22 protein-coding genes and 1 other RNA gene are annotated in these 25,021 nt (G+C 56.7%); 8 read left to right on the plus strand and 15 right to left on the minus strand.

The window, feature by feature from the left end; all coding sequences use genetic code 11:
• Positions 1-121: 121 nt before the first annotated feature.
• Together exbD and exbB are read right to left on the minus strand one after the other, a co-directional pair.
• On the minus strand, positions 122-541 hold the full coding sequence (gene exbD / locus FDP13_RS15865) for a TonB system transport protein ExbD (protein WP_015848069.1): 420 nt from the start codon (positions 539-541) through the stop codon (positions 122-124).
• Between the two features lie 4 nt (positions 542-545).
• On the minus strand, positions 546-1,499 hold the full coding sequence (gene exbB, locus FDP13_RS15870; protein WP_143839881.1) for a tol-pal system-associated acyl-CoA thioesterase: 954 nt from the start codon (positions 1,497-1,499) through the stop codon (positions 546-548).
• A gap of 276 nt (positions 1,500-1,775) precedes the next feature.
• Between exbB and metC the strand changes: the two genes are divergently transcribed.
• A complete protein-coding gene (gene metC, locus FDP13_RS15875) occupies positions 1,776-2,969 on the plus strand; it encodes a cystathionine beta-lyase (RefSeq protein ID WP_015848071.1) in 1,194 nt (397 codons plus the stop codon).
• 254 nt (positions 2,970-3,223) lie between these two features.
• Positions 3,224-3,883 (plus strand): DedA family protein, encoded by a 660-nt coding sequence (locus tag FDP13_RS15880; protein WP_015848072.1) that lies wholly within the window; start codon positions 3,224-3,226, stop codon positions 3,881-3,883.
• A gap of 116 nt (positions 3,884-3,999) precedes the next feature.
• On the opposite strand, the gene FDP13_RS15885 is transcribed toward FDP13_RS15880, so the two are convergent.
• A complete protein-coding gene (locus tag FDP13_RS15885; RefSeq protein WP_143839882.1) occupies positions 4,000-4,914 on the minus strand; it encodes an AraC family transcriptional regulator in 915 nt (304 codons plus the stop codon).
• Positions 4,915-5,147: 233 nt separating this feature from the next.
• Between FDP13_RS15885 and yqhD the strand changes: the two genes are divergently transcribed.
• On the plus strand, positions 5,148-6,311 hold the full coding sequence (gene yqhD / locus FDP13_RS15890) for an alcohol dehydrogenase (protein WP_015848074.1): 1,164 nt from the start codon (positions 5,148-5,150) through the stop codon (positions 6,309-6,311).
• A 275-nt stretch (positions 6,312-6,586) separates the two neighbouring features.
• The gene (dkgA, locus tag FDP13_RS15895; protein WP_015848075.1) at positions 6,587-7,432 is read left to right on the plus strand and encodes a 2,5-didehydrogluconate reductase DkgA; all 846 of its coding nucleotides are present in this window, start codon (positions 6,587-6,589) and stop codon (positions 7,430-7,432) included.
• Between the two features lie 47 nt (positions 7,433-7,479).
• Here the strand turns inward: dkgA and ftsP are convergent, their stop codons facing one another.
• The 3 genes from ftsP to parC form a co-directional block, all read right to left on the minus strand.
• The gene (ftsP, locus tag FDP13_RS15900; RefSeq protein ID WP_015848076.1) at positions 7,480-8,892 is read right to left on the minus strand and encodes a cell division protein FtsP; all 1,413 of its coding nucleotides are present in this window, start codon (positions 8,890-8,892) and stop codon (positions 7,480-7,482) included.
• Between the two features lie 87 nt (positions 8,893-8,979).
• Positions 8,980-9,717, minus strand: a complete 738-nt coding sequence (locus tag FDP13_RS15905; protein ID WP_015848077.1) for a 1-acylglycerol-3-phosphate O-acyltransferase — start codon at positions 9,715-9,717, stop codon at positions 8,980-8,982.
• A gap of 232 nt (positions 9,718-9,949) precedes the next feature.
• Entirely contained in the window at positions 9,950-12,226 is a 2,277-nt protein-coding gene (gene parC, locus FDP13_RS15910; RefSeq protein ID WP_143839883.1) for a DNA topoisomerase IV subunit A, read from the minus strand.
• Between the two features lie 269 nt (positions 12,227-12,495).
• On the opposite strand from parC, the gene FDP13_RS15915 reads away from it, so the two are divergent.
• Positions 12,496-13,077, plus strand: coding sequence for an NAD(P)H-dependent oxidoreductase (locus FDP13_RS15915; protein WP_143839884.1), 582 nt, complete (start codon positions 12,496-12,498; stop codon positions 13,075-13,077).
• Positions 13,078-13,127: 50 nt separating this feature from the next.
• On the opposite strand, the gene FDP13_RS15920 is transcribed toward FDP13_RS15915, so the two are convergent.
• The 6 genes from FDP13_RS15920 to nudF all read right to left on the minus strand — a co-directional run bounded on the left by FDP13_RS15920 (position 13,128) and on the right by nudF (position 18,698).
• Positions 13,128-14,024 carry a LysR family transcriptional regulator gene (locus FDP13_RS15920; RefSeq protein ID WP_033577565.1) on the minus strand — a complete coding sequence of 299 codons (897 nt, stop codon included), beginning with the start codon at positions 14,022-14,024 and terminating at the stop codon, positions 13,128-13,130.
• Positions 14,025-14,036: 12 nt separating this feature from the next.
• Positions 14,037-15,932 carry a DNA topoisomerase IV subunit B gene (gene parE, locus FDP13_RS15925; protein WP_143839885.1) on the minus strand — a complete coding sequence of 632 codons (1,896 nt, stop codon included), beginning with the start codon at positions 15,930-15,932 and terminating at the stop codon, positions 14,037-14,039.
• Between the two features lie 186 nt (positions 15,933-16,118).
• Complete coding sequence (yqiA, locus tag FDP13_RS15930) at positions 16,119-16,700, minus strand: esterase YqiA (protein ID WP_015848082.1); 582 nt, start codon at positions 16,698-16,700, stop codon at positions 16,119-16,121.
• Positions 16,700-17,527, minus strand: coding sequence for a 3',5'-cyclic-AMP phosphodiesterase (cpdA, locus tag FDP13_RS15935; RefSeq protein WP_015848083.1), 828 nt, complete (start codon positions 17,525-17,527; stop codon positions 16,700-16,702). The genes yqiA and cpdA overlap by 1 nt, the downstream gene beginning before the upstream one ends.
• Positions 17,528-17,640: 113 nt before the next feature.
• Positions 17,641-18,063 (minus strand): DUF1249 family protein, encoded by a 423-nt coding sequence (locus tag FDP13_RS15940; RefSeq protein ID WP_015848084.1) that lies wholly within the window; start codon positions 18,061-18,063, stop codon positions 17,641-17,643.
• Complete coding sequence (nudF, locus tag FDP13_RS15945) at positions 18,063-18,698, minus strand: ADP-ribose diphosphatase (protein ID WP_033577563.1); 636 nt, start codon at positions 18,696-18,698, stop codon at positions 18,063-18,065. Before nudF ends, FDP13_RS15940 begins: the two co-directional genes overlap by 1 nt.
• Before the next feature lie 421 nt (positions 18,699-19,119).
• Between nudF and tolC the strand changes: the two genes are divergently transcribed.
• The 3 genes from tolC to FDP13_RS15960 all read left to right on the plus strand — a co-directional run bounded on the left by tolC (position 19,120) and on the right by FDP13_RS15960 (position 22,670).
• Positions 19,120-20,532, plus strand: coding sequence for an outer membrane channel protein TolC (tolC, locus tag FDP13_RS15950; RefSeq protein ID WP_033577562.1), 1,413 nt, complete (start codon positions 19,120-19,122; stop codon positions 20,530-20,532).
• Between the two features lie 189 nt (positions 20,533-20,721).
• Positions 20,722-21,498, plus strand: a complete 777-nt coding sequence (locus FDP13_RS15955) for a DUF1190 family protein (protein WP_143839886.1) — start codon at positions 20,722-20,724, stop codon at positions 21,496-21,498.
• 11 nt (positions 21,499-21,509) lie between these two features.
• A complete protein-coding gene (locus FDP13_RS15960; protein WP_143839887.1) occupies positions 21,510-22,670 on the plus strand; it encodes a glutathionylspermidine synthase family protein in 1,161 nt (386 codons plus the stop codon).
• A gap of 69 nt (positions 22,671-22,739) precedes the next feature.
• Here FDP13_RS15960 and ygiD read toward each other — a convergent pair whose 3' ends face one another.
• The 3 genes from ygiD to rsmI all read right to left on the minus strand — a co-directional run bounded on the left by ygiD (position 22,740) and on the right by rsmI (position 24,995).
• Positions 22,740-23,528, minus strand: a complete 789-nt coding sequence (gene ygiD, locus FDP13_RS15965; RefSeq protein WP_143839888.1) for a 4,5-DOPA dioxygenase extradiol — start codon at positions 23,526-23,528, stop codon at positions 22,740-22,742.
• A 175-nt stretch (positions 23,529-23,703) separates the two neighbouring features.
• Positions 23,704-24,082, minus strand: an RNA gene (gene rnpB, locus FDP13_RS15970) — RNase P RNA component class A.
• A gap of 25 nt (positions 24,083-24,107) precedes the next feature.
• A complete protein-coding gene (gene rsmI / locus FDP13_RS15975; RefSeq protein ID WP_015848090.1) occupies positions 24,108-24,995 on the minus strand; it encodes a 16S rRNA (cytidine(1402)-2'-O)-methyltransferase in 888 nt (295 codons plus the stop codon).
• Positions 24,996-25,021 lie beyond the last annotated feature (26 nt).

Below are 25,021 nucleotides of genomic sequence, written 5' to 3' on the forward strand. Positions count from 1 at the left end.
AGTCGCCCACCTCAGCACAGTTTTTGACGCCGGAAAGATGCTTCATCCTGTACTTAATGCGTTTGTCAGCAGTCTGACCACCGCCAAGGCGGTGGTTCTGTTCAGCAGAGCCAAAGGCGTCTCAGCGCACTTTCTCCGACCCCATCAGGCCGATTTTGAGATACCCCGCTTCACGCAGCGAATCCATCACCCGCATCAGGGTTTCATAATCGACGCTTTTGTCCGCCTGAAAGAAAATAGTGGTGTCTTTGTTACCCTGCGTTTTGCTTTCCAGCACCTGGGCCAGCGTCGCTTCGGTAATCGCATCGTCGCCCAGATAGAGTTGTTTATCCGCTTTCACCGTCAGAAACACCGGTTTTTCCGGGCGCGGTTGCGGCGTAGCGCTGGAAGCCGGCAAATTGACCCGCACGTCTACCGTTGCCAGCGGCGCGGCCACCATGAAGATGATTAACAACACCAGCATGACGTCGATAAACGGCGTCACGTTGATGTCATGCATTTCACCATTTTCACTCTGCCCGTCGTTCAGATGCATCGCCATCGGCTTACCCTACCCGTAGCTGGTGCGCCGGTGCGGGAGAAACATTGCCGACGCTGGCAGCAATATCCAGATCGCGGCTTTGCAACAGCAGAACCTGCGCCGCCACATCACCGACCATCGCTTTGTAACTGGCCGTCCAGCGTGCAAACACGTTGTAAATCACTACCGCCGGGATCGCCGCCACCAGGCCGATGGCCGTCGCCAGCAACGCTTCGGCGATACCCGGCGCGACAACCGCCAGGTTGGTAGTCTGAGACTGCGCAATACCGATAAAGCTGTTCATAATGCCCCAGACCGTACCGAACAGACCGATGAACGGCGCGATGGCCCCCACCGTCGCCAGATAACCGGTTCCACGTCCCATCTGACGGCCGGTCGCAGCGACCCGGCGTTCAAAACGAAAGGCGGTACGTTCTTTAATGCCGTTGTTGTCGTCTGAGCGCTCAGACAACACCTGCTCGTTGCGGGCGTCCGTCAGCAGTTGCAGCGATACGCTGCCCGGCTTGAACTCGGCGGCGATATCGGTCGCATCATCCAGCGTACGGGCTTCTTCCAGTGCCTGATACTCACGACGGATACGCTTTTTCGCGCTCATCAGGCTGGCGCTTTTACCAAAAAAGATCGCCCAGGTAACCACCGATGCCAGCAACAAGCCAATCATCACGGTTTTTACCACCACGTCAGCGTGCTGATACATTCCCAAAACGGATAAGTCGGTATTCATCAGCGTGCCGACGGCACCTGTCGGCGGCAACGCAGACGGCGCGGCGCCAACCGCAGCCGTAGTGGTCGTACCGGCCGCCGCTATCGGCGTCGATGCCGGTGCAGCCAACGCATTGCCTGCCATCCCCAGCAACACGAATGCCATCAGACGATGCATAAAACCCACGAACACGCCACCCAGCCGACGCCAGATTGATGACCTCCGTTGGTTACTCTTCTTATCAGCCGTATACACGCTGTGCCTCCACCCATCATTTTCATACAACGTTAATCTGGCGAAAATAATACCAAACCTGTAATTAATTGATAGTCGTTCTCATTATTATTTGCGCATTTTGCCATCCATTTCCCCCAACCGCGCCTTATTTCACCGCCGTACCCGCACCGTATCGGCAACATTTTCATCTTGACAATATTTTCATCTTGATGAGAAAAGCCGCCCCCTGTCACTTCAGCCGTGATAACGTAAAGGGATGGACGCAGGGCATGTTTAAGCTACAGGTAAAGCCGAATGACGAGTAAAAAAATCGCCACCGCGCTGGTGGCCGCCGGACGCACTAAGCGGGTAACCCAAGGCGCGGTAAACCCGGTAATCCAGCGCGCTTCTTCGCTGATCTTCGACAGCGTGCAGGATAAAAAACACGCCACCGCCAATCGCGCTAAAGGCGCGTTGTTTTATGGCCGCCGCGGTACTCTGACCCATTTCGCTTTTCAGGACGCGATGACCGAGCTGGAAGGCGGTGCGGGTTGCGCACTCTATCCTTGCGGCGCAGCCGCCATCGCCAACGCGATAACGTCATTTGTTTCGGCGGGCGACCATCTGCTGGTTACCGGTTCCGCTTATGAACCGACGCAGGATTTTTGTAACAAAGTGCTGACTAAAATGAACATCAGCACTACCTTTTTCGACCCGATGATCGGTGCCGATATCGCCACGCTTATCCAGCCCAATACCCGGGTCGTGTTTTTGGAATCACCCGGTTCCATTACGATGGAAGTGCATGACGTGCCGGCGATGGTCGCGGCCATCCGTCGCGTTAATCCGGACATCGTCATCATGATCGACAACACCTGGGCTGCCGGCGTGTTGTTCCGCCCGCTTGATGTCGGCGTCGATATTTCGATCCAATCCGGCACCAAATACATCGTCGGCCACTCCGACGCCATGATTGGCACCGCCGTCGCCAACGCACGCTGTTGGGATCAACTGCGTGAACAATCCTACCTGATGGGGCAGATGGCTGACGCAGATAGCGCCTATCTGGCCAGCCGCGGCCTGCGAACGCTCGGCGTCAGATTGCAACAGCATCAGGAGAATGGCCTGCGCGTTGCACGCTGGCTGGCTGCCCGCCCGGAAGTCGCGACGGTGAACCACCCGGCGCTGCCCGGCAGCAAAGGACATGAATTCTTCGTCCGGGATTTCAGCGGTAGTAATGGCCTGTTCTCATTTGTCCTGAAAGAGAAACTGAGCCGTGAACAACTGGCCCATTATCTCGACCACTTCAGCCACTTCCGTATGGCCTACTCCTGGGGGGGGTTCGAATCGCTGATTTTGGCGAACCAACCGGAGGAACTGGCGGCGATTCGCCCGGCCGGCGGCATCGACTTTACCGGCACGCTGGTGCGACTGCATATCGGCCTGGAAGATTGCGACGATCTGGAAGCCGATTTGGAAGCCGGCTTCAGGAGATTGCAGGAAATGTGACGCCACTATCCCTCCAGCCCCTTGATGCCGCTGTGGTAAGTCGGGTAAAGCGTATATGATGAACAGTAACAACGATGACAATACGTTTACCTTTTTTACCCTATCCTGATGCTCGTCTTTATCAGGATTAGGGTCTATCCCGCCAGGCGTCATTGGCTCAGCCAACGGCAACCTGGCCAGCCCTATCGGGATAGGCTCTTAATGCGGCGTATTTACGCGGCAAAGGGGTTACAGCAAACCAGACAGGATGCGATATGAGTGTTGTTCATGAAATTATTCAGGCGCTATGGCGACAAGACTTTAGTGCGCTGGCCGATCCCCACGTCGTGTGGGTGATTTATGGCGTGCTTTTCACCACTCTGTTTCTGGAAAATGGCCTGCTGCCCGCCTCCTTTCTGCCCGGCGACAGCTTGCTGCTGCTGACCGGCGCCATGATAGCCAAAGGCGTGATGAGCTTCATCCCCACCATGGTGCTGCTGACCGTGGCCGCCAGTCTCGGCTGCTGGTTAAGCTACCTGCAAGGGCGCTGGTTGGGCGACACCCGGTTGGTGAAAACATGGCTGCATCAGTTACCGGCCCACTATCACCAACGCACCCACAATCTGTTCCATCAGCATGGGTTGGCCGCACTGCTGGTCGGGCGTTTTCTGGCGTTTGTCCGCACCCTGTTGCCGACCATCGCCGGGGTATCGGGGCTTAGCAGCACCCGCTTTCAGATTTTCAACTGGCTGAGCGGCTTCTTGTGGGTCAGCGGGATTGTCACGCTAGGTTATGCGCTCAGCCATATTCCGTTGGTCAAACGTTATGAAGACCAGGTGATGACGGCGTTATGCATCCTGCCGTTGTTGCTGTTGTTCAGCGGTCTGGTGGGAATGCTGCTGGTACTTTGGCGTAAAAGACGGGCTATGGCCTGAGAAAAACCGGCGAAGCAAACAGTCTCCGTTGCTATTCCTCTGTTGCTGTTCGTCGGTCATCGCCGGTAACCGCTTTGCGGGTTTGCGTGCATGGCTCAACACCGGCGCAAAGCGGTTTAGTGACTTTCCACCACCACGCCTCCCGAACGCAATCGCGCCACTTCATCACCCGGCGTCGCCCCGAAGAAGCGCTTAAACTCCCGGCTAAATTGCGAAGAGCTTTCATAACCGACGCGTATTGACGCCGTATTTGCCTTCAATCCGTCATGCACCATCAGCAAACGCGCCTTGTGCAACCGGTAAGACTTCAGATACTGCACCGGCGAAGTGTTGGTCACCGTTTTGAAGTTATGGTGAAACGCCGACACACTCATGTTCACTTCCAGCGCCAGCCGCTCCACACTGAGACTATCGGCATAGTGGTTTTCGATATAGCGCAACGCGCGGGCGATTTGACTGAAATGACTATAGCGATTCATCAGCGCTTGCAGCGAATCGCCGCAAGGCCCGCACAGCACATGGTAAAGGATTTCACGTACGATCCACGGCCCCAGTACTCGGGCATCGCGGGCGTTAGCCATCGCCTCCAGCAAGCGCTCCGTCGCACATAACACCGCCTCGTCGAGCGGTACGCTGCTGATGCCCGCGCTATCCGGCCGACGCTTCTCGCCACAGCCGTCATCACCCATCTCAATCAGCAGGTCTTGCAGAATCGGGATATCGACCCGAATAGAAATGCCCACCAGCGGATTTTCCGGGCTGGCGAAACTTTCACATTCGAACGGCAACGGCACCGTCATCAACAAATAGTTGTCCGGGTCATACTGGAAAACCTTGTCCCCCAGATACCCGACTTTGTGTCCCTGAAAAACAATCACAATACACGGGTCATACAGCACCGGAGCCCTTGCCCCATGCTGATCGGCATAAATCACTTTGACCTGTGGAATCGGCGTCTGACTCACGCCGTTGCCGTTGATATGCAACATCGCCAGTTTGACTAAACGCTGGCGAGGATCGGAATTCTGCATAATAGTTACCTCTTACTGACAACGGAAATAAAGTGACACAGATGGGCGATGGAATCACCCTTTTCTCCTGATCTTTGCAGGAAAAGGCAAGACACGGCGAGAAATGAGCATTGCTGGAATCTCAGGAGAAGCCGAGAATAAAGCCCATGCCCTGCCTGCGCGGTTACAGCAAGATTTCAAACCGGACCAGTCAATCTCATCCGGCCCGGCAACACTCTATAAAGGAATTCACCATGCAGAACTTTACGCTTCATACCCCGACCAAAATCCTGTTCGGCGAAGGACAAATCGCCGCTCTGGCTGACCAAATCCCGGCGGACGCCCGTATCCTGATCACTTACGGCGGCGGCAGCATCAAGAAAAACGGCGTGTTCGACCAGGTGATCAACGCCCTGAAAGGCCATAACGTGCTGGAGTTTTCCGGTATCGAGCCGAACCCGACCTACGAAACGCTCATGAAGGCGGTTGAGATCGTTCGCAAGGAGAAAATCGACTTTCTGTTGGCGGTAGGCGGCGGTTCAGTCGCCGACGGCACCAAATTCATCGCAGCGGCGGCAAACTATACCGCAGCCGACGATCCGTGGCACATCCTGCAAACCTGGGGCGCACAGGTAGAGACCGCCCTCCCGCTGGGCGTGGTACTGACGCTGCCGGCAACAGGCTCCGAATCCAACAGCGGCGCGGTCATTACCCGCAAGAGCAGCGGCGACAAGCAAGCGTTTATGAATCCGCTGGTATGCCCACGTTTCGCCGTACTCGACCCGGTCGTTACCTACACCTTGCCTGAGCGTCAGATCGCCAACGGCGTAGTCGATGCTTTCGTTCATACCGTCGAACAGTACCTGACCTACCCGGTCGACGCCAAAGTGCAGGATCGTTTCGCTGAAGGTTTGTTGCTGACGCTTACCGAAGAAGGCCCGCGCGCACTGAAAGAGCAGCAGAATTACAATGTGCGCGCCAACGTCATGTGGAGCGCTACCATGGCGCTCAACGGCCTGATCGGCGCCGGTGTACCGCAAGACTGGTCGACCCACATGCTGGGCCATGAAATCACCGCCATGCATGGTCTGGATCATGCCCAGACGCTGGCCATCGTACTGCCGGCCATGCTGAATGAACGCCGCATCCAGAAACGTGAAAAACTGCTGCAATACGCAGAGCGCGTCTGGAACCTGCGCGATGGCACGGAAGATCAGCGTATTGATGGCGCGATCGCCGCCACCCGCGCCTTTTTCGAACAAATGGGCGTACCGACCCGCCTGTCGGACTACCAGTTGGACGGCAGTTCGATCCCGGCGATGGTCGCGAAACTGGAAGAACACGGCATGACCGCGTTGGGCGAACACCAGGACATCACGCTGGACATCAGCAAACGCGTGTACGAAGCCGCCCGCTAACCGCGACGCACCGACTTTTCGACTACACTTAACACGGCGCCGCACAGACGTGCAGGTGCCGTCCAAGGTGAAAAACGAGTTAAGTGTGAAAAGTTCGTTGGGTGTAACAACCATTCTGGTGTAACAATCATTTTGGTGTAACAACCATTCTGGTGTGAAAAACAGTCCTGATGCGCCGCCGTTTCGGCGGCGTTGTTGTCTCATCGCTACCTTGCCGCCATGCCGACAGAATCCTCCTCGGCCAGGCGCTGAAGGCGCATAACAAGGAGAACGACATGACGATGCAACCTCTGGTGAAACTGGCTGACGGCCATGTCATGCCCCAACTGGGGCTTGGCGTATGGCAAGCCAGTAATGAACAAGCGACAGCCGCCGTTACCGAAGCGCTGAACATCGGTTACCGCGCTATTGATACCGCCGCGATCTACAGAAACGAAGCGGGCGTCGGCAAAGCCTTGCAGGAAACCGCCGTCCCACGCAGCGATATCTTCATCACGACCAAGCTATGGAACAGCGACCAGGCGCACCCGCGTCAGGCGCTGGAAGAAAGCCTGCGAAAACTGCAACTGGAATACGTTGACCTGTACCTGATCCATTGGCCGTTGCCGGAACAGAATACCTATGTCGAAGCCTGGCGTGGGTTACTCAATCTCAAGGAACAGGGGCTGGCGAAAAGCGTCGGCGTCTGCAACTTCAACCCACACCATCTGCAACGCCTGAAAGAAGAAACCGGCGTGATGCCGGTCATCAATCAGATAGAACTACACCCGCTGTTCCAGCAGCGTATGCTGCACACCTGGAATACTACCCACCATATCCAGACCGAGTCCTGGAGCCCGCTGGCGCAGGGTGGCGACGGTGTATTTGACCACCCGGTGATCCACGCGCTGGCGAAAAAATACGGTAAGACGCCGGCACAAATCGTGATTCGCTGGCATCTGGACAACGGTCTGGTGGTGATCCCCAAATCCGTGACGCCGGCGCGTATTCGTGAAAACTTTGCGGTGTTTGATTTCCGGCTGGAGAAAGAAGAGTTGAGTGAAATCGCCACACTGGATTGCGGCAAACGTCTGGGGCCGGACCCTGACCAACCGCGCACCGACGCGCCGCGCAAAGACTAATACGCCGCCCGTGCTTGTTTCCTACGTCACAGGCACGGGCGACGCCGTCAGGGCTGCACCACCAACTGAGCGGTCGAGCCGCGATCGGCCATTTCCAGCGTGTGGCTGTAATACAGAAACGGGAACTGCGGTGTGGAAAACTGGCCGAAATACACCAGCAGCTCCACATCATTTTCCACCCATACCGTGTCTTTCCAGCCGCTGTCTTCCGGCGGCGTCAGGCCGCCGTTGACGCTGCGTACCAAAAACGCCGCGCCTTGAATATGGAAAGGCTGCGGCTGGTCGGCATGTACAATCCAGCGTTCATAGCGCCCGACCTGAGTTTGTACATCGACGCGATTCATATCCCACATGGCGCCGTTAATCCCCGGCAGGCTGTCGCCCAGGCGAAATTCGCGCGTCCGGCTGACTGCGCCGTCGATAATATTATCGGTCAACAGCCGCATCGGCAGCGTGTTGGTTACCAGCGGCAACAAGCCGGTCGGCCGCAGGGTCAATATCGCCGACGACACCAAAATCGTAGAGGGTTCGAACAAGCCGCGCAGCCGCTGCATGATGGTGGCGGATTCGCCGGCGGTCAACGTCACCTCGTCGCCCTGCGACATATCAACCAGCACTTCGCGGCGCTCGCCGGGAGCCAGCGAGATTTGACTCAGCGCCATCGGCGCAGGCAAAAACCCCTGGTCATTAGCAATAAGGCTCATCGGCCGGCCATCGCTCATACGCATCACATAACGACGGGCGTTGGACGCATTCAGCAGACGCAAACGTACCCAGCCGCGCGACACTTCCACATACGGGTTCTGAGCGCCATTCACCAACAGCGTATCGCCGATGAAACCGCCGCTGCCGGGTGGGTTGTATAGCGGCGCGCCGAAATTATCCAGCCGTTTATCCTGAATAATCAGCGGGAAATCATCCACACCGTAATGATTGGGGATCGGCAGCGACTTACTGAGGCTATCTTCCACCAGCCACAACCCTGCCAGACCGTTATAGACATGCGACGCCATGCGATTGGGCGTATTGGCGTGATACCAACAGGTCGCCGCCGCCTGACGTACCGGCAGCACCGGCGACCAGTCCATATTGGGCTGGATCATGCGCCCTGCGCCGCCCATCAGCGCCCCCGGTGCCTGCAAGCCGCTGACGGTCATCGACACCGGCTCATTCAGGCGGTTGCTGTAGACCAGCTTGACGTCGTCATCACTGAACACCCGCACGGTCGGGCCAAGATAACGGCCATTAAATCCCCACACCGGGTTTTTACGCTCACCGGAAAACGCCCAGTGCGCCCGTTGCATGGTCAGAAACACCGGCTGCCCGCGGCGAGACTCCAGCAGCGGCGGAATAGGCAGCGGGTTTTTACTACCGCCATCGGCTCTGGCCGTCAGCGGCATTGCACCGGCACATAGCGCAATACCTGAAGCCTGAAGAAACTGACGCCGACTCAATGACATAATGACTCCGAAAACCTGTTCAATCCTTTACTCCATACCGGGCTATTATTCCGCCCGCAAGGTCACGCCGCGCATCCTCGCGCTGACTCAGCGTTTTTCAGCCGCTTCGCGTTGTGCGACTTCGGCATCCAGTTGTGCGATTTTCGCCGCCATCAGGTCATGGCAATGGGCGGCCAGTTCACGCACTTGCTCTTTGTTGTAGCCACTGCAGTCCACCGGCGGCAATAACTCAATAATCACATGGCCGTTATTCCAGCGGTTCAGCTTCACTTTATTGTGAGTGCTGGACACACAAATCGGCACCACCGGCACGCCGGCGGCAATCGCAGCATGGAACGCACCGGTCTTAAACGGCAGCAGGCCACGGCCGCGGCTGCGGGTGCCTTCCGGAAACATCCATACCGAGATATTGCGCTCTTTAATATGCTTCACCACCTGGGTGATGGTGCCATGGGCTTTGGCTCGATTATCACGATCAATCAACAGATTACCGGCCAGCCAGTACAGCGGGCCGAAAAACGGGATCCACACCAGGCTTTTCTTACCCACCGTCACGGTGCGCGGCATCACCACATTTGCCGCCGTTACCATGTCGTAGTTGTTCTGATGGTTGGCAATATAAATGCAGTTCCCCTCAACGCGCGACTCTTCCGGACAACGGATCTCCACCTTGAGGCCAAACACCACCGATAAACGCCCGAACATTCGCCCAAACCGGGAAACATGGCGGGGATCTTTGGGGGTAAACAGGCAGTACACAAAGCCGAACAGACAAACCACAACAGAAAAGACAATCACCACCAAAAACCGGAGAATAAATAACATAGCAACCTCATTAACCAACAGCCGCCGCTAGTATAGCGGCTTCGCGGTAAAACACACGGCGAACCTTGCCGCAGCAGACCGCGTGACCAACCCCAAGGCAACCATCGGACGAACGGGATATAACGAAAGGGAATCGTGACGGGAATGACCATCCCGGCATCATCCCCTCGACAGGACAGGGCGCAAAACCGAGGACCACACAGGTAACGGTCCCCAGCTTTCGCAACAAACGCTATTCTTCGCTGCCGCCGGCGCTTGCAATACCGGCCGGCGACTCGACCTCAATGCGATCGACCCGTTGTAAACCACGCGGCAGCGCCGTACCTTTGCACCCGCGGCTGGCCTGATACTTTTGCAGCTCTTCCGGGCGTAGCGAGTACTTGCGCTTACCGGCATACAAGGTAACGGACGATTGCGGCGCGATAGTCATCAGCCACAATATCCGATCGTCGCCGCTGGCCAGTTGCGCCGCCGGGATCGAGACAATCTTGTTGCCCTTCCCTTTGGATAACGCCGGCAGGTCGGCGACCGGGAACAGCAATAGACGGCCGGCCGCAGTAATGGTCAGCAGCAGCTCATCATCACGCTGCAACTCCAGCGGCGGCAGAACACGCGCATGGTCCGGCAGGGTCAACACCGCTTTCCCTACCCGGTTACGCGCCACCAGATCGGCAAAGGTACAAATAAAGCCGTAACCGGCGTCGGAAGCCAGCAGCAACCGCTGGTTATCCGCCGCCATCAACACCTGCTCGATGGTAGCGCCCGGCGGCAGCGTCAGCTTACCGGTCAACGGCTCGCCCTGACCGCGTGCCGACGGCAACGTCAGTGGATCGAGCGCATAGCTGCGCCCGGTGGAATCCATAAAGACTACCGGCTGATTACTCTTGCCGCGGGCGGCGGCGCGGTAAGCATCGCCCGCCTTGTAGCTCAGGCCGGACGGGTCGATATCGTGGCCTTTAGCGCTGCGCACCCACCCCATTTCCGACAGCACGATGGTCACCGGTTCAGACGGCGACAGGTCATGCTCGCTCATGGCTTTGGCCTCACCGCGTTCATGCAGCGGTGAACGGCGATCATCGCCGTAGGCTTTGGCGTCTTCCTGAATCTCTTTTTTCAGCAAGCTGTTCATCTTGCGTTCCGACGCCAGCAACGCCTGAATCTGGTCGCGTTCTTTCGCCAGACCATCCTGCTCGCCGCGAATCTTCATCTCTTCCAGCTTGGCCAGATGACGCAGTTTCAATTCCAGAATGGCTTCAGCCTGGGTATCGCTCAGGCCGAATTTCGCCATCAACACCGGTTTCGGTTCATCGTCGTTACGGATGATATGAATCACTTCGTCGATATTCAGGAACGCAATCAACAACCCTTCCAGAATATGCAGGCGCTTGAGCACCTTATCCAACCGGAAGTTCAGCCGACGGCGCACGGTATCGCGGCGGAACGCCAGCCACTCGGTCAGGATTTCCCGCAACCCTTTCACGCTGGGGCGGCCATCCAGACCGATCATGTTCATGTTGATGCGGTAGCTTTTTTCCAGATCGGTGGTCGCGAACAAATGGTTCATCACCTGATCGAAGTCGATGCGGTTGGATCGCGGCACCAGCACCAGCCGGGTCGGGTTCTCATGGTCGGATTCGTCGCGCAAATCGTCGATCATCGGCAACTTCTTGGCCCGCATCTGACTGGCAATCTGCTCCAGCACTCGCGCACCCGACACCTGGTGCGGCAACGCGGTGATCACCACACTGCCGTCCTCTTTCTTCCATACTGCCCGCATACGCACCGAGCCGCGACCGCTTTCGTACATTTTGCGGATCTCGTCGCGCGGGGTAATGATTTCCGCATCGGTCGGGAAATCCGGCCCCTGCACGTAACGCAGCAGCGCTTCCAGCGACGTGTCCGGCTCGTCGATCAATGCCATCGCCGCCGCGGCCACTTCACGCACGTTATGCGGCGGAATATCGGTCGCCATACCGACCGCGATGCCGGTAGTACCGTTGAGCAGAATGTTGGGCAAGCGGGCAGGCAGCATTTTCGGCTCCTGCAACGTGCCGTCGAAGTTCGGCACGTAATCCACCGTGCCTTGTCCCAGCTCGCCCAGCAGCACTTCGGCATACTTCGACAAGCGGGATTCGGTATAACGCATGGCGGCGAACGATTTGGGATCATCCGGCGCCCCCCAGTTCCCCTGGCCATCCACCAGCGGGTAACGATAGGAGAAGGGTTGCGCCATCAGCACCATCGCCTCGTAACAGGCGCTGTCGCCGTGCGGGTGGTATTTACCCAGCACGTCGCCCACCGTACGGGCGGATTTCTTGAATTTGGCGCTGGCGTTCAGCCCCAGTTCAGACATTGCGTACACGATACGACGCTGAACCGGCTTGAGGCCGTCGCCGATAAAGGGGAGCGCCCTGTCCATGATGACGTACATGGAGTAGTTCAGATAGGCGTTCTCAGTAAACGTGTGCAGCGCAAGACGCTCTGCGCCGTCATGAGTCATGTCACTCATTAATAATCCTTAAACCGTGGCGTATGGCCATGTTCAAAAAAACTCGCTTATTTTTAGGTGATGAGCCACGCGGTGGCAGAAACTGACCGGATAGTACCGCAAGTTGCGTTTCTCTTCACGGCATCCCGCGTCATCGCACATCGCCCTTCGCAATCCGACCATTATTGACGCCACAGCAATAGTGTTGTGCGTCAAATCACGTTTTTCTCCGTCACACGACCGGATAGACTAATTTTCAACGCAATTTATGCCATTTGAGGTCATCAGCCATGCATAACGTACTCATCATCAACGCCGGCAAATCCTTCGGCCACTCCAAAGGCGAACTCAACCGTACCCTGACGGATGTCGCCGCCGCGTTCCTGCGCGACAAAGGCCGCCAGGTGCGCATCACTACCGTCGATGACGGTTACGACATCGAACAGGAAATACAGAATTTCCTGTGGGCCGACGCTGTTATTTACCAAATGCCCGGCTGGTGGATGGACGTCCCCTGGATCCTGAAAAAGTACATCGACGAGGTATTCACTACCGGGCACGGCATCTTGTTCGACAATGACGGCCGTACCCGTGCGGACGACAGCAAGAAATACGGCTCCGGCGGCTTGTTGCAGGACAAATATTACCTGCTGTCGCTGACCTGGAACGCTCCGCTGGACGCGTTCACCGACCCCGAACAGTTCTTCCACGGCGTCGGCGTAGACGGCGTATACCTGCCGTTCCACAAAGCCAATCAGTTCATCGGCCTGTCGGCGCTGCCGACTTTCATCTGTAACGACGTCATCAAACAGCCGGACGTGGAGCGCGATATCGCCCGCTACCGTGCGCACCTTGATCAGGTTTTCGCCTGATGTCGGTCACCTTGTTTTAATCTACCCTCGGCGCGGCTTTCGCTTCCCGGTTAGAGCGGATGCTGCGCCACCTTTTCACTCAGAAAATCCAGAAAGCTGACGATCCGGCTGGCCAGCTCGGTGTTGCGGTAATATACCGCGTTGATCGGCACACGTTTGTCTCGCGTCTCTTCCACCAAAATCTGCCCCAGCCGACCAGCCGCCACATCGTCGCGGGTCATAAAATCCGACAAACACACAATGCCCTCGCCACGCAGCGCCAGTTGACGCAGAATTTCACCGTTGGACGCGGCAATCGTCGGCACAATCGGGTAATCGTCGCCTAATGCGCTGCGTAACGGCCAAAGATTGAGCGACGCAGATTGGGTAAATCCCAGCAACGTATGTCCGGACAGCGCCTCTACGCTGAGTGGCGTGCCGTGGCGGTTCAGGTATTCCGGGCTGGCCAGAATCCACAGCCGGGTGGCGCCCAGCGGCCGGGCATGGATACTGGAATCACGCAGTTCACCGATGCGAATCGCGATATCGGTACGCTGTTCCAGCAAATCGATAATCTCGTCGTCGGTGTTCAATTCCAGCGAAATACAGGGATAACGGCGGCGAAATTCCGGAATCAGCGGCACGATAAAATGCTGCATGAGTGAGGCGGTGGCATTGATGCGTAGCCGCCCGCTGGGTTTCCTGCGGCGCAGTGCTATCTGTTCTTCCGCCAACTCCACCTTTTGCAATACGTCGCGCGCATGTTGCAGGAATATCTGACCTTCTTCCGACAACGCCAGACGACGAGTCGTGCGGTGCAGCAACGTCATGCCGAGCTTGCTTTCCAGCCGCCCCAGCGCCCGGCTGATCCCGGACGCGGTCTGCCCAAGCTGTCCGGCGGCGGCGGTGACGGACCCGCTGTCCACCACCGCGACGAATGCCTGCATCTCTTCCAGCGTGACTTTCATCGTGCCCCGGCGTCAGACGTCAAGCTCTGCCTTGTCGCCCTTCTCCTGCAACCAGTTGCGGCGATCTTCGGAGCGTTTTTTCGCCAGCAGCATATCCATGGTCGCCAGCGTCTGCTCGATATCCTGCTCATTAATCGTGAGCTGCACCAGGCGACGCGTATTCGGGTCGAGTGTGGTTTCGCGCAGTTGCATCGGGTTCATTTCGCCCAACCCTTTGAAACGCTGGACGTTAGGCTTGCCTTTCTTGCGTTTGAGCTGCTCCAGAATGCCCGCTTTCTCTTCTTCATCCAGTGCGTAGTACACCTCTTTGCCGAGGTCGATACGGTAGAGCGGCGGCATGGCGACATAAACATGACCGCCCCGCACCAGCGCACGGAAATGGCGCACAAACAGCGCACACAACAGCGTGGCAATGTGTAGCCCGTCCGAATCCGCATCCGCCAGAATACAGATCTTGCCATAACGCAGTTGGCTCAGGTCTTCGCTGTCCGGATCGATGCCGATCGCCACCGAAATATCATGCACTTCCTGCGATGCCAGCACTTCATCCGACGAGACTTCCCAGGTATTGAGGATCTTCCCCTTGAGCGGCATGATCGCCTGGTATTCACGATCGCGCGCCTGTTTAGCAGAGCCGCCCGCTGAATCCCCTTCCACCAGGAACAACTCGGTTTTGCTCAGATCCTGCGAGGTACAATCCGCCAGCTTGCCGGGCAACGCCGGGCCGCTGGTCAGCTTCTTACGCACCACTTTTTTGGCGGCGCGCATACGGCGCTGAGCGCTGGAGATAGCCATCTCCGCCAACTGTTCCGCCGCCTGTACGTTCTGGTTCAGCCACAGGCTAAATGCATCTTTAACCACGCCGGAAACGAACGCCGCCGACTGGCGCGACGATAACCGCTCTTTGGTCTGACCGGCGAACTGCGGGTCCTGCATCTTCAGCGATAACACATAAGCGCAACGCTCCCAGATGTCTTCCGCGCTAAGCTTCACGCCGCGCGGCAGTATGTTGCGGAATTCGCAAAATTCACGCATCGCATCCAGCAACCCTTGTCGCAATCCGTTGACGTGAGTCCCGCCTTGCAGAGTCGGAATCAGGTTAACGTAGCTTTCCGTCAGCAACTCGCCGCCTTCGGGCAACCATAACAGCGCCCACTCTACCGCTTCGGTATCGCCGGGAATCGCGGCGACGAACGGTTTCTCCGGCAGCGTCGGCAACCCGTTGACCGCTTCGCACAGGTAATCGCTCAGGCCGCCCTGATAACACCAACGCTGTTCGGTATCGTTCACGCCGTCTTTAAAGACGATTTCCACACCGGGACACAACACCGCCTTGGCTTTCAGCAGATGCGTCAGGGACAACACGGAAAAGCGCGGGCTATCGAAGAATGAAGCATCCGGCCAGAAATGCACTCGTGTACCGGTGTTGCGGCGCCCGCAAGTGCCGGTTACCGTCAGCTCCTGTACTTTGTCGCCATTTTCAAAAGCGATGTCGTAGACCTGGCCGTCGCGACGCACCGTCACTTCCACCCGGGTGGACAGCGCGTTGACCACGGAAATCCCTACGCCGTGCAGGCCGCCGGAAAACTGGTAGTTCTTGTTGGAAAATTTGCCCCCGGCATGTAGGCGGCACAGGATCAGCTCGACGGCGGGGACCCCCTCTTCCGGGTGGATGTCCACCGGCATACCGCGCCCATCGTCAATCACTTCCAGCGATTGATCGGGATGCAGAATCACATCAATGCGACGAGCGTGACCAGCCAGCGCTTCGTCGACGCTGTTATCAATCACCTCTTGTCCCAGATGGTTGGGACGGGTGGTATCGGTGTACATCCCCGGACGGCGGCGCACCGGCTCCAGCCCGCTGAGGACTTCAATCGCATCAGCGTTATAACTTGATTGCGTCATGGTTAGAATGCATGTTGTCGTTGTTTGAAAGTCAGACGGTATTCCGCGATTATACGTGGCGCCGGCAACACGCCAAGCGTCGATTATCAGGATGAAAACGCCGTCAAAGCATGTTGACCCGCCCGATATGACGGAATACGGGTGATGATGAGCGCCGTCCGGTCATCGCGACGACGCCAGGATGACTCAGTCTGCCGTGAGCCCGAGGAAGTCGATAATCGGCGCAAAGTAGTGTTCGAACCCTACAAACGCGTGATTACCGCCGGACTCCACCGTCTGACGACAAGTGGTGTAATAGGCCACAGCCTGACGATAGTCCAGCACTTCATCCCCGGTCTGTAGCAGGCACCACAGCAAATCCGGAGATTCCAGCGGCTCGACCTGCATCACCTTGAGATCATAAATGTGCCGTGACTCTAACACATATTGCTCGCCGGTGTAGGGGTTACGCTGTTCTCCCAGAAAATCGAGCAACAGCTCATAAGATCGCACCGCCGGGTTGACCACCACCGCCGGCAAACGAAAACGCTGGGATAACCAGGTCGCGTAATAGCCGCCCATGGACGAACCGACCAGACCGAGCGGCCGTCCGGCTCGCTCCATCACCAGTTGTTCCACCATTTCCGCCGCATCCGCCGGGTAAGGCGGCAATTGCGGCACCAACATGTCAATATGGGGATGGTGCTCCGCCAGCCACTGCTGCAACGCCGTGGCTTTGGCTGACAAAGGAGAACTGTTGAAACCGTGAAGATAAAGCAGGGTGGGCATCAGTAACCGTCCGAATCCATATCCGGCAAAAATTCATTACCATCAAGGCGGCATACCTGGGTTTCCACTTCGCCATCCGGCAATAGTTCCAGATAGCGCCAGCCGGGTGCGACATTATCAATGGTGAAATTGGTGCAGTGCGGTTTGAATTGTACGCAAGTCGATGGCGTCGCCAGCAGGCGGCGGCCGTTCCAGTCCAGATCCATTTCCTGATGAATATGGCCGCACAATACGGTACGCACCTGCGGGAAGCGCGCCAGCAACGCGTCCAGACTGTGGGCATTGCGCAGGCTATGTTGATCAAGCCAGGTACAACCAGACGGTAACGGATGATGGTGTAGCATCAGTAACGTATGACGCGCCGGCTGACTGAGCAGGCTGCGCTCCAGCCACTCCAGTTGGTATTCGCTCAGCTCGCCGTGCGGTACGCCGAACACCTGACTATCCAGCAGGATGACCTGCCAGTGATCGCCCAGCAGCACATGTTTGGAAGGTACGATTCCCGAACGCGCCAGCACATCCACCATGGCGGGTTGAAAGTCATGGTTGCCGGGCAACCAGACACAAGGCGCATTAAAACGACGGATACCATGAGCAAAATGCGTGTACGCGTCCTGCGTATGGTCTTGCGCCAAATCTCCGGTGGCGGTAATCAAATCAACATCAAGTTGCTGCGCCGCGATGGCCGCCAGCACCGCCTGATAGCTGCGGTAAGTATTCACGCCGAGCAGAGTCCCCTGCTCGGCGGCAAAAAGGTGGGTATCTGTTATTTGTAAAATCCTGATTCTGGCCCCACGCGCCACAGGAAGTGTCAACAGGCTTTCCAAATAATGTCCTTGGGTCTTTGCAATCTGCCTAACAAATCTTCTCTACCCTTAAATACCCCACATGCAGCAAAGCGACCAACGCCCCTGCAATCTCAAGGATGGCGGATATATGTCTAATGAACGGGAACCGACATTGAACCACACGCCAGGCAATATCTTAGCCAGTCGGCAAGAAACTGATTAATTTGATGCTTTTCGTCACGCTGATGTAACTTCTTATTCGGATAATCATAACGTGCCTTAAAGCGGAAGATCTGCTGACTGGAACACACTTCCGCAACCATCGCGTCGTAATATAAGCGCACCACCAGCGTCGGCAGGCTCCAGTAACTGACGGACGGCGCAATTTGTTGAATCTCCACCAGCGCGGTATAACGGGTAGACTCAAGAATAGTTAAACGATAATGCGCGTTATGAACCTGATACACCACCGCTGCGCCCACCTCTTCATTACGGGGCAGCAAACGGCGCAACTGTGCGAAGTTGACTTCGCTCAACCGCATCATTTCCGGGAAATCCGGGGTATAGCGCTTCATCATCCGTCCACCCAGGCTTTTTTTAATGTCTCATGGTGCAGTGCCAACCATTGCAAGGCAATGACAGAGGCGGCGTTGTCAATAATGCCCTGCTCCACCCACTGATAGCTCTGTTCACGGCTGACCACATGTACGCGGATATCCTCGTTCTCTTCCGCTAACCCGTGAATACCGCTTGCGGTGCGGGAATCCACTTCGCCGACCCAAATAGCCAGGCGCTCGCTGGTGCCGCCGGGGCTGGCCAGATAGCTGAGCGCCGGATGACAACGCCGCACCACCAATCCGGCTTCTTCTTGCGCTTCACGACGCGCGACCTCTTCCTGACTTTCGCCCGGTTCAATCATGCCGGCCACCAGTTCGAACAACCATGGCGACGCGCTGGTATCGTAAGCGGCGATCCGAATCTGTTCTATCAACACCACCTCGTCGCGTACCGGGTCATAAGGCAGCAGTACGACGGCATGGCCACGCTCCAGAATTTCCCGGCTCACTTCATCACTCATACCGCCGTTAAACAGCCGGTGACGAAAACGGTAACGTTGTAGTGAAAAAAACCCCTTATAGAGCGTTTCGCGTGCAATAATTTCTACATCATCTTTGGCAAAAGTACCGGGATGTGTATCTGAGGACGCCATAAACTTAACTCCTGTGGACAACACGGCAGGTAAGCCATTTGTTGTGTGGCGAAAACGTGGACAGACATTCCCCGTTTTGTGCACTATTCACCATGCAATCGTGCCAGTCACCATGCAATCGTGCCAGCCCGATACGGATAATCAGGCACGGAAAAGTCTACCGGCAAGAATGAGGCGCTCCGGAGAGTAACGCAATGTCTTTGCGCCCCTGGAAGGCATCTTGCCGGGGCAGTCACCGACACGCTGCCGGGCATTGTGCCCAAACCCAAACCGCTAAGTAAAATAGGCTTTTGGGATAACCGCAAGGAAAAGATGGCACAATCAGCCACCTAATTCGATTGGCCGATTCTGATAGAATCGGCAGGTATATCGTCTCCAGATGGCGCAACCCAAAAACTTTGCTGCACAACAAGGAATGCAAATGAAGAAACTGCTCCCACTTCTCATCAGCCTGAGTCTGGGTGGATTTACTGCCGCCAGTCAGGCCGAAGACCTGCTACAGGTTTATCAGCAGGCTAAAACGACCAATCCGGATTTACGCAGCGCCGCCGCCACCCGAGACGCGGCTTTCGAAAAAATTAATGAAGCGCGCTCTTCCTTGCTGCCTCAACTGGGTTTGGGCGCCGACTACACCTACAACAGCGGCTACCGCGACCGCAAAGACATTAACAGCAATGCGACCAGCGCTTCGCTGCAGCTCACCCAGTCAATCTTTAATATGTCGCTGTGGCGTGCCTTGACGCTGCAGGAAAAACAGGCCGGTATTCAGGACGTCAGCTATCAAACCTCCCAGCAGACGCTGCTGCTGAACACCGCAACCGCCTACTTCAACGTACTGCGCGCGATCGACTCGCTGTCTTACGTTAGCGCACAAAAACAGTCGATCTACCGCGAACTGGATCAAACCACTCAGCGTTTCAACGTCGGTTTGGTTGCCATCACCGACGTACAGAACGCGCGTGCCCAGTATGACAACGTGCTGGCGAGCGAAGTGACCGCCCGCAACAATCTGGATAACGCCATGGAAACCCTGCGCCAGGTAACCGGTCAATTCTATCCGCAACTGGCGGGACTGAATATTGACCGCTTCGCGCCGCAGAAACCCGACGTGGTGAACAGCCTGCTGAAAGAAGCGGAAAACCGTAACCTCAGCCTGTTGTCCGCCAGACTGAGCCAGGATCTGGCTCGCGAGCAGATTCGCTCGTCGGAAAGCGGCCATCTGCCGACACTGAACCTGACGGCATCCACTGGCGTCACCAACACCAACTATTCCGGTTCCAACGCGGTCGGCAACAATTTTAACGACACCTACGTGGGCCAGAATCAGGTCGGTCTGAGCTTCTCGTTACCGATCTACAGCGGCGGCGGCACGTCATCCAGAGTGAAACAGGCGCAGCACAGCTTCGTCGCTTCCAGTGAGAACATGGAAAGCGCGCACCGTTCGGTGATCCAGACGCTGCGTTCCGCACATAACAACATTTCCGCCTCCATCAGTAGCGTCAACGCTTACAAACAGGCGGTAGTCTCCGCACAGAGCTCGCTGGATGCGATGGAAGCCGGTTATCAGGTGGGGACACGTACCATCGTTGACGTGCTGGACGCTACCACCACGCTGTACAACGCCAAACAGCAATTGTCCGGCGCACGTTATGACTATCTGATTAACCAGTTGAACCTCAAGCAAGCGCTCGGTACGTTGAATGAAGACGACCTGCGTACGCTGAACGCCATGCTGGGTAAACCGGTTTCTACGTCTGCCGCCATCGGCGACGATGCGCCGGCGCCGGCCGCAACCCCGGTCACGGCCAAAACCCCCGCCAAGGCCAAGCCCTAGTCGTATTACAGGGGAACCCGCACGGTTCCCCTGTTTTATGGCGGCGGTAATTAAACGGCGTTTTGTTTTCCCAAGACGTCGGCGCTTTACAAGCCGCTCGCCCTTCTCCTATGCTTAACCACGCTTTATACCTGCATACTTATTATTAACATGATGGGCATGATGCCCTTTTCCCCCTGGGACTAACCGATGAAAAGAACATCAGACATTAACCACGCTCGTTTTCGTAAACGCTGGGGTTACCGCATTGCCCCCATGGCGTTGGCGGTCAGTACCGTGTTCATCCTCGCCGGCTGCGAAAAATCCGATGAAACCGTCTCGCTCTATCAGAATGCGGACGATTGTTCCCGTGCCAATCCATCGATGAAAGATCAGTGCGCCGCCACTTATAACAACGCGTTAAAAGAGGCGGAAAGAACCGCGCCCAAATACGCCACTCGTGAAGAGTGCGTGGCGGCATTCGGCGAAAGCCAGTGCACCCAGTCAGGGTCAGGTTCAGGTTCAGGTTCAAGTACCACGGCCAGTGCAGCGCCGCAACAAAGCGGTAGTTTTTGGATGCCGCTGATGGCTGGGTTCATGATGGGGAAACTGATGGGCGGCAACAATTTTGCCCAGCAACCGGTCTTCCGTCCGAATACACCCAATAATCCGGCTAGCGGCAGCTATGTGGATGCCGGCGGTAAAAGCTACGGCGCTACGACCGGGCAGAACATCAGCGTTCCTAAAGACACGCTGACGCCCAAACCGACCTCCAGCGTTAAGCCATCCAGCATCACCACTACCCGAGGCGGTTTTGGCGACACGGTGAATAAACTCAATAGCACGCCGGCGGCCAATATGACCGACAATCGGGATAAAGATCGTGCCGCAACCAGTTCCACCAGCAGCAGTGGTGGCTACGCCAGCGGCACCGGCTCCCGCTCAACCAGCAGTGAAACGCCGGTTCGTCGCTCCTTTGGGGGATAAGGTCGCCTGCTATGAAACGTATTGCGATTAACGAACGCCCGGACTGGCGGGAAAAAGCGGCCGAATATGGCTTCAGCTTCCACACCCTGTATGGCGAGCCCTACTGGTGTGAAGACGCTTGTTACCAGTTTACGCTGGCGCAAATTGAAGAGCTGGAAGAGACTACCGCCGAACTGAACCAGATGTGTCTGCAGGTGGTCGATAAAGTGGTCAACAGCGAAGCGCTGCTGACCAAATTCCGAATTCCCCGCCACACCTGGGATTTCGTACGCGGTTCCTGGCTATCGCATCAGCCTGCGCTGTACGCGCGGCTGGATCTGGCTTACGACGGCAAGCACCCGGCAAAATTACTGGAAAATAACGCCGATACGCCAACCTCTTTATACGAGTCGGCATTCTTTCAGTGGATCTGGCTGGAAGATCAGATCCAGGCAGGCCACTTGCCGCCGAATGCCGATCAGTACAATAGCCTGCAGGAAAAGCTGATCGAACGTTTTGAGTATCTGCGTACCCATCACGGTTTCGGCCGTATGCATTTCACTTGCTGTCGTGATACGCAAGAAGATCGCGGGACGGTTCAGTATCTGCAAGACTGTGCGCAAGAAGCGGGCATTCCGAGTCAGTTCCTGTACATCGACGAGATTGGTCTGGGAGACCGCGGTCAATTCACCGACTTGCAGGACAACACCATCGGCAACCTGTTCAAACTCTACCCGTGGGAGTTCATGTTGCGTGAAACCTTCTCCACCAAGCTGGCGGACGCCGGGGTGCGCTGGCTGGAGCCGGGCTGGAAAAGCGTTCTCTCCAACAAGGCATTACTGCCGCTGTTATGGCAGATGTTCCCCAACCACCCCAACCTGCTGCCGGCCTACTTCACCGAAGATAACCCGCCGGCCATGAGCGACTACGTGGTTAAACCGCTGTTTTCCCGCGAAGGCGCCAACATACAGATTTATCGGCAAGGTAAACAGGTAGCGGCGGTGGACGGCCCCTACGGTGAAGAAGGCGCCATCGTACAGCAATTCCACCCGCTGCCCAGATTCAACGACAGCTATACGCTGATCGGTAGTTGGCTGGTGGGCGACACGCCTTGCGGTATCGGGCTACGGGAAGACCGGGAACTGATTACTCAGGATTTGTCCCGCTTCTATCCGCATATCATTCTGGATTAATGTCCACGTCTGGCCGTCATCATGCTTATCGCCCTGACGGGCGATAAGTTTTACCGACTATCGCCCATTTTACCCCACCTGCACCGACATCATGCTGAGCGAACCCATCACAATGCCGTCCGTCGGCGTGGAAACAGGCTCCTGACCATTCCAGCTACCCAATACGTACAACAGCGGCAGGAAATGATCCGGCGTCGGATTAGACAGCGCGGCATCATTATGCTGCATGAAGTTCACCAGCGGATGCTCCGCCGCATTGCCCCGCCAGTCCAGATGACTACGGACAAAATCGTTGAACGACGTCGCCCAGCTATAGGGAGAACCATCGCCATTCCACTTGATCATCCGCAGGTTATGTACCACGTTGCCGCTGGCGACGATCATAATGCCTTCATCCCGCAGCGCCGCCAGTTTGCGGCCCAGTTCATAGTGATAAGCCGGCGGTTTGGTGCCGTCAATGCTGAGCTGTACTATCGGAATATCCGCTTGCGGATAAACCTTAATCAGTACCCCCCAGGTGCCGTGATCCAATCCCCACTCCTGTTGGTCCGCATATACCGACACCGGCGCCAGTATCTCCTGCACCCGTTTAGCCACGTCTGGTGCGCCAGGCGCAGGATACTGGGTATCAAATAATGCCTGGGGGAAACCGCCGAAATCATGAATAGTGCGCGGCTTGATCATCGCCGTCACCGCCGTACCGCGGGTATACCAATGTGCGGATACCGCGACAATCGCTTTCGGGCGCGGCAGGGTTTCGCCCAGTTTACGCCAGGCCTGTGTGTATTCATTTTCATCCAGCGCATTCATGGGGCTACCATGGCCCAGAAACAGTGCCGGCATCCGGGAAGAACTCATAGAGGTATCCTTAGTAATCGTGTAGGTATAAGTACCGATGGGGATTACTTTACCCCTACCGAGTTATCGATACAGTCGGATTCCCATGATGATGATTGTCAATAAATTTGACGTTTCCCAATACCGCTGGATGGAAGGTATAAAAAAACCCCGCCGAGCGGCGGGGCTTCTGAAAGAGTGAAGTTGACCGATAAGCCGGGTTCTGTCGTGGACAGTCATTCATCTAGGCCAGAGCTCGCGCGCTGGCTCAAGCAGCCTACCCGGGTTCAGTACGGGCCGTACCATGTGAACCCCTATTTGGCCTTGCTCCGGGTGGAGTTTACCGTGCCACGGACTGTTACCAGCCGCGCGGTGCGCTCTTACCGCACCCTTTCACCCTTACCTGATCCCACTTGCGCGGGCCATCGGCGGTTTGCTCTCTGTTGCACTGGTCGTGGGTTTCCCCCCCAGGCGTTACCTGGCACCCTGCCCTATGGAGCCCGGACTTTCCTCCCCTTCATCTGTCTCCCCCTAACGGAGGACGGCAATGAAGCGGCGACTGTCTGGTCAACTTCGGCGCGGATGATAGGATAAATCGTCCTACTTGTCATCTTCCGATTCACCGTCACCGTTTTCTTGTTCCAGCACGTAGCGGTAAAGCGCATTTTTTTTCACGCCGTGGATCTCCGCCGCCAGCGCCGCCGCTTTCTTCAGCGGCAACTCCGCCCGCAACAGGTGCAGAGTACGCAAGGCCGCCGCAGACAGCGCCTCTTCATCTGGCTGGTGCCCTTCCACAATCAGCACCATTTCGCCTTTGCGACGGTTCTCATCCTGTTGTACCCAGGCCAGCAGTTCCGCTACCGGCGCGCCGTACAACGACTCCCAGGTTTTGGTCAGTTCCCGCGCCAGAACCACATAACGCGTCGGCCCCCAGACCTCGACCATATCCTGCAGGCTATCCAGCAATCGGTGCGTTGATTCATAGAAAATCAATGTACGCGGCTCTTCCAGCAGGTCGCGCAGCGTATCTTTGCGCGCTTTGGTCTTGGCGGGCAGGAACCCTTCATAGCAAAAGCGATCCGACGGCAAGCCGGCGGCGGACAACGCCGTAATCGCCGCACAAGGCCCCGGCAGCGGCACCACGCGCACGCCGGCTTCGCGGCAACGACGCACCAGATGATAACCGGGGTCGTTAATCAGCGGCGTACCGGCATCCGACACCAGCGCAATGCTCATGCCTTGTTGCAATCGCGCCAGCAATTGTTCCGCCTTTTGCTGCTCATTGTGGTCATGGAGTGCGAACAAGCGCGCATTAATCGCGAAATGTTGTAACAATAAACCGGTATGACGAGTATCTTCTGCGGCAATAAGATCAACCTGTTGCAACACCGTCAGCGCTCGCTGCGTGATATCCGCCAGATTGCCGATGGGCGTGGGAACAATGTAAAGCGTGGAGGCGGAAATCTGAGCTTGTTGGTCTTGATTCATTGTTTCATCCGGTTTGCCGATTTAAT

This window comes from Dickeya sp. ws52 (assembly GCF_007210685.1).
In the GTDB taxonomy this organism is placed as follows: Bacteria; Pseudomonadota; Gammaproteobacteria; order Enterobacterales; family Enterobacteriaceae; genus Dickeya; species Dickeya chrysanthemi.